The sequence below is a fragment of the Marinimicrobium agarilyticum DSM 16975 genome, from assembly GCF_000423345.1.
In the GTDB taxonomy this organism is placed as follows: domain Bacteria; phylum Pseudomonadota; class Gammaproteobacteria; order Pseudomonadales; family Cellvibrionaceae; genus Marinimicrobium; species Marinimicrobium agarilyticum.
Genome location: NZ_AUHU01000006.1, coordinates 288,791 through 298,838 on the forward strand (window position 1 = coordinate 288,791; position 10,048 = coordinate 298,838).

The window sequence follows — 10,048 nt, forward strand, 5'->3', positions numbered from 1 at the left end:
CCAAATCACAATTTTGGCAGGAATTTGCGGGTTGTTGTCGCCAAAATCTACATTGCTGTTGAGGGGAATCCCCAATCAGTTAATATAGCCCGACAATGACGACATTCGGCGCAGGCAACCTCTGAGCGACGCGCGGGAGAATTTACCGGCTGAACGGCCTCAAAAGAGTGCAGTAATCTTTTATGGATCCAAACGAGACAATCCGCCTCCTGATTCTCAATGACTCCCGCTCAGAGGCCGAGCGCCTGATCAGCATGCTGCACAACGCCGGACGCCCCAGCCGCGCCCAACACGTCGACAGTGAAGAGCGTCTGGACAAGCTCCTTCAGGAGCAGGCCTGGGACCTGCTGATCGGCCACGACCAGACCACCAACGTCACCCCCCAGAACGCCATCCGCCAGATCAAACGCCTCAACCGGGATGTCTCGGTCATCCTCCTGACGGACGACGATACCGGCGCTGCGATCGTGGACGGCATGAAAATGGGGGCCGTGGACGTCGTCAAGCTGGACGACGATCAGCACCTGCTGTTGGTGATTGAGCGGGAAATGGACAACAAGGAGCAGCGCCATCAACGCCGCGTGGCCGACCGCCGCTTTCGCGAGGCCGAACGGCGCAGCCAGGCGCTGCTGGACAGCTCCCGCGATGCCATTGCGTATGTGCAGGACGGCCTGTACCTGTACGCGAACGAGTCCTTTGCCGAGCTGTTCGGCTACGATGATCGGGATGAGATCGACTGTCTGCCCATCATGGACATGGTGGCGGACAAGGATCAGAAGCACCTCAAACAGTTTCTCAAGAATTTCACGCTCAAAGGCGATGAGGCGGAAACCACCAAGGTCGAATTCCAGGGCGTCAAACACAACAGTGAGACCACCAACATCAGCCTGGAAGTCTCCCGCGCCACCTACGATGAAGAGCCCTGCATCCAGTTTCTGGCCCGCGCCGGGGTGGCCGAAACCAGCGAAGAGCTGGAAGCCCAGATCGCTCAGATCAAATGGCAGGATCTGGCCACCGGCCTGTATAACCGCCAGTACCTGGTCGATCGGCTGGAGAAGCTGATCGCCTCCGAAAGCAATAGCGACACCCAGGAAGCCGCGCTGATCTACATCGACATCGACAACTTTGCCGACCAGGTGCAGTCCGCCTTCGGCGTCGCCGGCTCGGATATGGCACTGAGTGATCTGGCCGCGCTACTGAGAGAGCACGCCCAGGAAACGGACCTGCTGGCCCGCTTCGGCGATAGCGCCTTTACCCTGCTGGCCCCCAAGACCAAGCCCGATACCGCCGTGCTGCGTGCGGAGAAAATCTGCAAGGCCATTGAGGACCACATTGTCGAAGTCGACGGCAAGACCATACAGTTGACGGCAAGCATCGGCGTGTCGCTGATCAACGAGACCAGCTCCAGCGGTGAGTCCGTGATTGAGCAGGCCGTCAGCGCCATGGAAAAAGTCCGCTCCGAGAAACAGGGCAACGGCGCCCGTTTGTATGAGCCGGAAATGTCCGCCGATGAACGCAAAGAGCGAGATATCATGGCCGAGGTTCAGCACGCGCTGGACAACGACCGCTTCCGCCTGCTGTTCCAACCGATTATTAACCTGCGCGGCTCCGACGATGAATATTACGAGGTGCTGCTACGGCTTCTGAACCATGAGGACAAAGAAGTCTCCCCGAAGGAGTTCCTCGACGCGGCGGCGAAGATGAACGTCAGCCACAAGATCGACCGCTGGGTGATTCTCGAGTCCATCAAGATGCTCTCCAAGCATCGGGCCAAGGGCAACAAGACCAAACTGATCGTCAACCTGAGCCGCCAGTCGCTCTGTGATGCCAGCCTGCCGCCCTGGTTGGGCGTGGCCTTCAAAGCCGCCAAGCTGCCCACCGATGCCATTGTGTTTCAGGCGAACGAGGTGGACATCACCAACCACCTCAAGGCGGCCAAGGCCTTTGCCCAGAGCATGGAAAAACTCAAAAGCTGCCTGAGCATCAGCGGCTTCGGCTGTTCACTGAACCCGTTCAACGTGTTCAAGCACGTACCGCTGGGCTTCGTCAAAATAGACGGTTCGTTTACTCAGGATATTCAGAACAACAACGAAAAGCCGGACGCCCTGGTGGAAATGATCAAGCAGCTGCACGAGGAAAACGTGACCACGGTGGTCCCGTTTGTGGAAAACGCCAGCGTGCTGGCGACACTCTGGCAGGCCGGGGTGCACTATATTCAGGGCTACTACCTGCAGGAGCCGAGCGAGTCGATGGACTACGACTTCAATATGGAGACCTAGCCCAGGTCTCCATGTTCGCGATCCCGGAAACCCAGCAGGTAGAGAATCGCATCCAGCCCGAGCGTGGAAATCGCATGCTCGGCCGAAGCCTTCACCAGCGGCTTGGCCCGAAACGCGATGCCCAACCCGGCCGCATTCAACATGGGCAGGTCATTGGCACCATCCCCCACCGCAATCACCTGCTCGGGCGTAATGCCTTCGCGCTCCGCCAGTTGCTTTAACAGTTCCGCCTTGCGGGCACCGTCCACCACTCGTCCCGATACCTGACCGGTCACCTGGCCATCGACAATCTCCAGTTGATTGGCGTAGACATAATCAATGCCGAGCCGACGCTGAAGGAAACGGCCGAAATATTCAAAACCGCCGGAGAGAATCGCGGTTTTGTAGCCCAGCTTTTTAAGGGTCGCGATCAGCTTTTCCGCGCCCTCGGTCAGACGAAGATTTTCGGCAATGCCTTCGAGCAACGACTCATCCAGCCCTTTGAGCAGACTCAACCGTTTCGCGAAACTCTGCTGAAAGTCCAGCTCGCCCCGCATCGCCGCCTCGGTGATGGCCACGACTTCGTCGCCCACACCCGCGGCTTTCGCCAGCTCATCGATGACTTCGGCCTCAATCAGGGTGGAATCCATATCAAAACACACCAACCGACGATTGCGCCGATAGGGCGTATCCTTCTGAAAGGCGATGTCGATTTCCAGACGGGTGGACAGCTCCATCAAGTCGGCGCGCAAGGCCTGCGCATCCGCCGGAGCACCGCGCACGGAAAATTCCACGCAGGCACTGCTATGCCGATCGAGAGCCTCCAACGGCACCCGCCCGGATAGGCGATTGATATGATCGATATTGAGCCCGTGGCGCACAGTCACGGCAGTAACATCAGCAATCTGCTCCGCCGTCACCTGGCGCGAGAGCAAGGTCACGATGTGACGGGGCTTACCCTGCTGATCCACCCACTCCTGGTAGCGCTCACGCTCAATGTGTTCAAACCGTACGCGAACCGATAACCGGTCCGCTACATCATTGATGGCCGCCCGAAGGTTATCCGGGGTAATACGCTCACGATCCAGCGCCACCAGCATGCCCAGAGCCAGGTCATCGTGAATCACGGCCTGGCCGATATCCAGGATGCTGGCACCGAAACGGGCCAACTCGGTGGCCAGGGAGGAAGTGACGCCGGGTTTGTCATCCCCAAATACGTTGATCAATACAATGTCTTTCACACGGACTCACTTGATTGGCACAGAAGGTTGGCAGGCGCGGCGATTATACCGTTTACCGGGGGCCGGTTGCCACGCAATGCCTCTCTCGGGAGACACAAATCATACGGCGACGGTCGCGACGCTGGCATCGGGTAGAGTATGCCCCGTAGAATAGAGGACTTTTGATTGACGTACCGGACCCAATCCGCCTCCAGGGATACGCATGACCCCGCTTTCACAGCTTCGCCCCCACTGGCCCGCTCTCAGCGCCAGCGCCCTCGTTCTGGTGCTCGGCCTGCTCGGCGCGCTGCTTCACGGCTTCACGAGCCTGGAGAACCAGCGCCAACAGCTGGACGCCTTCGGTCAGACCCTGGCCCACAGCGCCGCCCAGCGGGCGGTGGACGCCACCTTGCGGCAGGACATGATCAGCCTGCAGGTAGTCCTTCAGGAGCTGAATCGACATCCTCAGGTAGTCGGCGCCACCATCCACGATGTGGAAAATAACCTGCTGGTCCAGAGCGGCTTTGCGCCGGCGGACGCCGAAGGGGAACGCTTTCAACGCTACGCCGCGCCCATTGCGCTGGCCGACAATATCGCCGGCCATCTACACATTGCCGTCACCACCCCTTCTCTGACCGGCGCCGACCTGCGCTTTTTCTGGATGTGGGGCCTGGCCGTTTTGCTGGTCGCTTCCCTGCCCTGGTTGATTCCTCACCGTTTATTACCGTTCCGTAACGCTACCTCCTCCGCTTTCGTATCTCCCGTTCGTGGAGAGGAAACATGGGAAGAGGACGACGCTAACACGGCGGATAGGCCCCAGAATCCGGACTATGACCCGGAAGCCGGGCTCACCGAAATTCGGCTCAGGCTGCAGCTGACCAACCTGAATACACTCCACGGCCAACTCAACCAGGACAGTTTTGACCGGCAGCTGCGCCAGTTCGATCGACAGCTCCAGGGCGTGCTCTCCCTCTACGGCGGCCGGAAAGTGGCGCTCACGGACGATACCCTCTTGATCGACTACCGGGGTGAGTCCCACAGCGACTGCGCCTTCCGGGCGCTGTGCAGCGCCCAGCTGTTGGGGGAGTTATCGCACCTGAACAGTGGCCCCAAACTGAAAATACAGGCGCGCATTCACCCGATCACCACCGACACACCTGTCACCCTCTCCGACGCCTACCGGGATCAACTGAGCGAGGTGCCGCCCGCAGTGCAGGGTATTGAAATCGCACCGTCGCTCATTGATGACGAGTTGCAGCAACACCTGGAACTGGACCCAAGCAACGGCCTGCTGATCGGCGTCAAAGCGCCCTACCGCCAACTGCTCAACAAACAACAGCAACAACTCCAGCACCTGGGCGACGACGCCACGGCCGAGCGTCATTAATCCTTCATGGCTCAGTCATCGGAGCGTCACACTCTGAGCCTAGCCTCGGCGTCATCGTCACGCCGAGGTCCATTTCATGCTCAATATCGAAGAATCCCTCAACCATAAGTTTCCCCGTTTTGCCCGCAGCGCCCCGCTGCTGCGCAAACCCACGCTGAGCCTGCTGCGAAAGCTGGTGCACGAACAGGCGATCAATCAATTCCTGACAGACCATCGGGGCAGCCGGGGCGTGGACTTTATTGAGCGAATCTTCGACTACTTCAATTTCAGCTACAGCGTCGCCCACCGCGAGCGGGCCAACATTCCCGCCCAGGGCCGGGTCGTCATCATGGCCAACCACCCCATCGGCTCCCTCGACGGACTCGCCCTGATTCATCTGGTCAGCCAGGTAAGGACCGATGTAAAAATCATCGCGAACGACCTGCTCAGCGCCTTCGAACCCCTGCGCGACCTGCTACTCCCCTTGGACAACATGACCGGGCGAGCCTACCGGCAAAGCTACAAGCGTATTCTCGAGGCCCTGGAAAATGAACAGGCGGTGATCGTCTTCCCCGCCGGGGAAGTGTCCCGGGCACGCCCCAGCGGCATTCGAGACGGGGCCTGGCGCTCAGGCTTTTTGCACTTTGCCCGCAAAACCGGCGCACCGCTATTGCCGGTATTCATTCAGGCCAAAAACTCCTGGCTGTTCTACAGCGCCTCTGCGGTGTTCAAGCCATTGGCCACCGCGCTGCTCGCCCACGAAATGTTCAACAAGCGCTCGGCGGAAATCCGATTTCGCGTGGGCGAACCCATTCCCGCACGAGCACTGGAGGCCAAAAACCTGGCGGACAAAGCTCTGATCCAGCGCCTGAAAAAACACCTCTACAAGCTCGGTCGCGGCAAGAAAACCCTGTTCGTTACCGAAAAAACCATCGCCCACCCCGAACACCCGCTGCAACTACAACGCGAACTGGCCACCGCCGACAAGCTCGGCGCGACTCGGGACGGCCAGGCCATCTACCTGTGCCGCTGGGAACAACACCCCACCGTCATGCGCGAACTGGGCCGACTGCGGGAAATCGCCTTTCGCAAAGTGGGCGAGGGCACCGGCCGGCGCCGGGACCTGGACCGCTACGACCAGAGCTATCAACACCTGGTACTCTGGGACCCCAACCGGCTGGCCATCGCCGGTGCCTACCGGATTGGCGCAACGCAGGCGCTGATCGCCAGCGAAGGAATGGACGGGCTCTACACCGCCGAGCTGTTCGAGCTCAAACCCAGCCTGCGCCCCTACCTGCAACAGGCCCTGGAACTCGGCCGAAGCTTCGTCAACCCGGACTATTGGGGCAAAGCCAGCCTGGATTACCTCTGGCAGGGCCTGGGCGCCTACCTACGCCACCACCCGGATATCCGTTACTTGATCGGCCCCGTCAGCCTAAGTGCCGATTACCCCAAACCGCTGCAAGACTGGCTGGTGGTTTACCACCAGCGCTACTACGCCAAGCCGGAAAACCTGGCCAGCGCCCGCCACCCGCACCTGATCGACCCCGAAAGCCGCATGGCCCTCAACGGCGCATTTGCCAACCTCAGTCGCCACGAGGCCCACGACCAACTGCAAACCACCTTCAAAACCGCGGGCCACTCACTCCCGGTACTGTTCAAGCACTACCCCGCCCTGTACGAAGACGACGGCTACCACCTCCTCGCGTTCAGCGTTGACTCCGACTTCGGCGAATGCCTGGACGGACTCTTTCTGGCGGACCTGTCAAAGATGAAAGCCAACAAGCGAAAGCGCTATATAGGCGACGCCTGAAGCAGCAACCGACCCTCCGCCGCTCGCGACACTCAGCGGAGTCATCCGCCACATCCCGAGCGAGCACCGACCAGAGAGTCGAGGCCACCCCCAAGCCTTCCAGGGCCAGGTCCGCATAATATTCAACACACGGAAAGTTTCCGCATTTTACAACATGCTTTTTATAACCATGCGTTCTAAGCCTTGAGTGACGGGGCCTCTGAGGCGTGGTATAACATCAGCCAAATGTGAAAGACGGAAACTTTCCGGATTTAAATACGGAAAGTTTCCGTCTAATAATATTGTTATGCAATACGAGGTAATAAATGAGCAAAGGAGTGCTGACGTTTTTCTGTGGGAAAATGGGAGCAGGAAAAACTACAAAGTCTCGTGAAATCTCCCAAGAGCGAAACGCCGTACTGCTCTCAGAAGACGAATGGCTTTCGTCAATGTATCCGAATAGCATCGAGAGCTTGGATGACTACATTAAATATGCTGGCCGTCTTAAGCCTCAAATGAAGAAATTGGTTCAATCGATCTTGGTGTCTGGAGCCAACGTGGTAATGGATTTTCCGGCAAACACAATTCCACAACGAGAGTGGTTCAAAAGCATTTTTTCAGAGATCCAGGCTCCACATGAATTAATCTATATCGACCAGCCAAATGAGGTGTGCTTGGGGCGAGTCGCACAAAGGCGGATTGAAGAGCCACAGAGGATGGCAACCGATACGGAAGAGATGTTTGAGCTGATTACAAAGTACTTTGTTGCACCCACATCTGATGAAGGGTTCAACACAACTGTAATTGTGGAAAATGCATAACCAGCGACTGTGATCCCAGGGCAACCCCTGCAGACTAAAATTCTATGCTTCTTGCCATAGGCAATCATCCCGAACCATGGCATTAAGAATCGTCACCATCTTGCGCATGCAAGCCGTCAGCGCCACCTTTTTGTGTTTGCCAGCGTTGACCAAAGAGTGGTAGAACCGCTTCATCACCGGGTTGTGTTGAATGGCTGACATCATTGCCATGTAGAGCACGGTCCTGATTGGAGCTCGGCCGCCACGGATGCGCCGTTTCCCTCGCATCGCTCCGCTGTCGCGATTGAACGGCGCTAGACCACAGAGGGCAGCCACCTGGCGATTCGATAGCGACCCGAGCTCTGGTGTCAGCACCGGTGTTAAAAGTCCGTAAATTACCAACTTAGATTGTCCTCCCAACCCAAATGGGGTTTCCTTGTTTGCGACCAAGCATCGAGGACACCGCCATGTTGAGCCGAGAGGACTTCTACATGATAAAGCAACTTCGCAAAGAGGGGGCACACATCGTGGATATTGCCCACCGCCTGGGCTGCTGTGAGCGCACAGTACGCCGTTATCTGGCCTTGCCCGCTCCCAAAACCGGACGTCGAACTCAACCCCGAGGCAGCAAGCTCGATCCCTTCAAGTCGTTCATCGACCACCAGTTGGCCGAAGGTGTCTGGAACGCCGAGGTGATCCTCCATAAAATCAAAGACTTAGGCTACGCCGGCGGCGGAACCCTGGTTCGGGACTACATCCACCCGAAACGGGCACTGCGCCCCAACCGCAAAACGGTGCGCTTCGAAACGGCGCCCGGCCATCAACTGCAACACGACTGGGGTAACCTGGAAGTGCTGCTGGCCGGTGAACGGTGCAAGGTCCATATCGCCGTCAATGTGCTGGGCTACTCCCGCCGCCTCCATGTCTGGGCGGCGCCCTGTGAGGATGCCGAGCATACCTACGAGGCCCTGGTGCAGGCCTTGGAGCACTTCGGCGGGGTCCCCGCCACGGTACTGGTAGACAACCAGAAAGCCGCCGTCCTGCGTCACAACGCCGGTGGTGAGGTCCAGTTCAACGAGGGCTTCCTGCAACTGGCGCACCATTACGGGTTTAGCCCCAAAGCCTGTCAGCCGCACCGGCCTCGAACCAAGGGTAAAGTCGAGCGCATGGTGGGCTACGTCAAAGACCACTTCTTCCAGCGCTACCAACGCTTCGAGAGCTGGGCGCACCTGAATCAGTTGCTGACCCAGTGGGTCACGACGGTGGCGGATCCGCGGACCTTACGTCAGTTCGATCAGTCTCCGGCCGCCCGGTTTATCGACGAGAAAGCCGCCTTACAGGCCCTTCCTGTGATGCGCTTCGACACCAGCTACCGGGATCTGCGTCAGGTCGGTTGGGACGGCTACATCGAAGTACGGGGCAACCGCTATAGCGTGCCCGAGTCATACTGCGGCCAGGGCGTGAGCTTGCGAATCAGCCTGGACGATACCCTGCGGGTCTATGACAAGCACGACGCTCTGATCGCCGAACACCGACTGCGGGCGCGAACCGATGGCTGGCAAACCACGCCCTCTCACCATAAGCCGCTCTGGCAATCGGTGGGCGTCCAGCAGCGCAACCTCAGTGTCTATGAGGAGGTGCTGTCATGAACCTAGAGCAACTCTTGGATCGCCTGAAAATGGAGCATCTTCAGGTCTCCCTCGACACCCTGTGCGAACACGCCAGCAAGGCCGACCTGAACTACCGGGAGTTCCTCGAACAGGCACTCTCCCAAGAATGGGGCGGTCGCCACCAGCGCGGCTTCGAGTCGCGACTCAAACAGGCGCGCCTGCCCTGGGTGAAGACCCTGGAGCAGTTCGACTTCAGCTTCCAGCCGAGCATCGACAAGAAGACGGTGCGCGAACTGTCCGGGCTGGGCTTCGTAGAGCGCAGTGAAAACGTGGTACTGCTGGGGCCGCCCGGAGTAGGTAAAACCCACCTGGCCGTTGCTCTCGCCGTCAAAGCCGCCGAGGCCTGCCACCGGGTGCTGTTCATGAGTCTGGACCGGCTGGTCAGCACCTTGATTAAGGCCCGTCAGGAAAACCGGCTGGATCGGCAACTGCAACAACTGACCTACCCGAGAGTGTTGGTGCTCGATGAGATCGGCTACCTGCCGATGACCCGAGAGGAAGCCAGCCTGTTCTTCCGGTTGGTCAATCGGCGTTATGAGCGGGCCAGTATCATCCTGACCTCCAACAAGAGCTTTACCGACTGGGGTGAGGTGTTCGGGGATCAGGTCATTGCCACCGCGATACTGGACCGGCTACTGCACCACTCGACTACCTTGAACATCAAAGGAGAAAGCTACCGGCTGAAGGACAAGCGAAAGGCCGGACTGATCGCGGTCAATACCGCGAAAGTGGATACCGACAACCCCAACCCAGAGGAGGAAACTGCTGCCATCAACTGACGCTGAAATCGTTAAAAACCGGACAATCTAAACCGGTAAAATGCGGACAAAATGGGCCGGTGTTGACACTGGGAGTTCTCCCATCAGCGTGTAGGCCACGCCGTCGCCGACGCCAGGGACAGAGCTGAGGATCTCGTACAACCGCTGCCACTCGGTCACTTCA

The 10,048-nt window shown here is 58.6% G+C and carries 7 protein-coding genes and 1 pseudogene; 6 read left to right on the forward strand and 2 right to left on the reverse strand.

Annotation, left to right across the window (positions count from 1 at the left end):
* The first annotated feature begins 182 nt into the window (after positions 1–182).
* Positions 183–2,279 (forward strand): EAL domain-containing response regulator, encoded by a 2,097-nt coding sequence (locus G547_RS0108425; RefSeq protein WP_027329482.1) that lies wholly within the window; start codon positions 183–185, stop codon positions 2,277–2,279.
* Here G547_RS0108425 and serB read toward each other — a convergent pair.
* Positions 2,276–3,499 (reverse strand): phosphoserine phosphatase SerB, encoded by a 1,224-nt coding sequence (serB, locus tag G547_RS0108430; RefSeq protein WP_027329483.1) that lies wholly within the window; start codon positions 3,497–3,499, stop codon positions 2,276–2,278. The genes G547_RS0108425 and serB overlap by 4 nt on opposite strands.
* A 202-nt stretch (positions 3,500–3,701) precedes the next feature.
* On the opposite strand from serB, the gene G547_RS0108435 reads away from it, so the two are divergent.
* The 3 genes from G547_RS0108435 to G547_RS0108445 all read left to right on the forward strand — a co-directional run bounded on the left by G547_RS0108435 (position 3,702) and on the right by G547_RS0108445 (position 7,457).
* A complete protein-coding gene (locus tag G547_RS0108435; RefSeq protein WP_027329484.1) occupies positions 3,702–4,865 on the forward strand; it encodes a hypothetical protein in 1,164 nt (387 codons plus the stop codon).
* 76 nt (positions 4,866–4,941) lie between these two features.
* The gene (olsF, locus tag G547_RS0108440; RefSeq protein WP_027329485.1) at positions 4,942–6,657 is read left to right on the forward strand and encodes a bifunctional ornithine lipid synthase OlsF; all 1,716 of its coding nucleotides are present in this window, start codon (positions 4,942–4,944) and stop codon (positions 6,655–6,657) included.
* Positions 6,658–6,962: 305 nt separating this feature from the next.
* Positions 6,963–7,457, forward strand: coding sequence for a P-loop nucleotide/nucleoside kinase family protein (locus tag G547_RS0108445; protein WP_027329486.1), 495 nt, complete (start codon positions 6,963–6,965; stop codon positions 7,455–7,457).
* 42 nt (positions 7,458–7,499) lie between these two features.
* Here the strand turns inward: G547_RS0108445 and G547_RS23020 are convergent.
* Positions 7,500–7,802, reverse strand: a pseudogene (locus G547_RS23020) (transposase); the annotation flags it as partial.
* A 101-nt stretch (positions 7,803–7,903) separates the two neighbouring features.
* On the opposite strand from G547_RS23020, the gene istA reads away from it, so the two are divergent.
* Together istA and istB are read left to right on the forward strand one after the other, a co-directional pair.
* Positions 7,904–9,085 carry an IS21 family transposase gene (gene istA, locus G547_RS0108455; protein WP_027329487.1) on the forward strand — a complete coding sequence of 394 codons (1,182 nt, stop codon included), beginning with the start codon at positions 7,904–7,906 and terminating at the stop codon, positions 9,083–9,085.
* A complete protein-coding gene (gene istB, locus G547_RS20690; RefSeq protein WP_051235080.1) occupies positions 9,082–9,885 on the forward strand; it encodes an IS21-like element helper ATPase IstB in 804 nt (267 codons plus the stop codon). Before istA ends, istB begins: the two co-directional genes overlap by 4 nt.
* Positions 9,886–10,048: the final 163 nt, after the last annotated feature.

Bases quoted from the DNA above. Each gene is read 5' to 3' on its own strand.
- G547_RS0108425 (WP_027329482.1), top strand. From the start codon at position 183: ATGGATCCAAACGAGACAATCCGCCTCCTGATTCTCAATGACTCCCGC.
- G547_RS0108435 (WP_027329484.1), top strand. From the start codon at position 3,702: ATGACCCCGCTTTCACAGCTTCGCCCCCACTGGCCCGCTCTCAGCGCC.
- olsF (WP_027329485.1), top strand. From the start codon at position 4,942: ATGCTCAATATCGAAGAATCCCTCAACCATAAGTTTCCCCGTTTTGCC.
- G547_RS0108445 (WP_027329486.1), top strand. From the start codon at position 6,963: ATGAGCAAAGGAGTGCTGACGTTTTTCTGTGGGAAAATGGGAGCAGGA.
- istA (WP_027329487.1), top strand. From the start codon at position 7,904: ATGTTGAGCCGAGAGGACTTCTACATGATAAAGCAACTTCGCAAAGAG.
- istB (WP_051235080.1), top strand. From the start codon at position 9,082: ATGAACCTAGAGCAACTCTTGGATCGCCTGAAAATGGAGCATCTTCAG.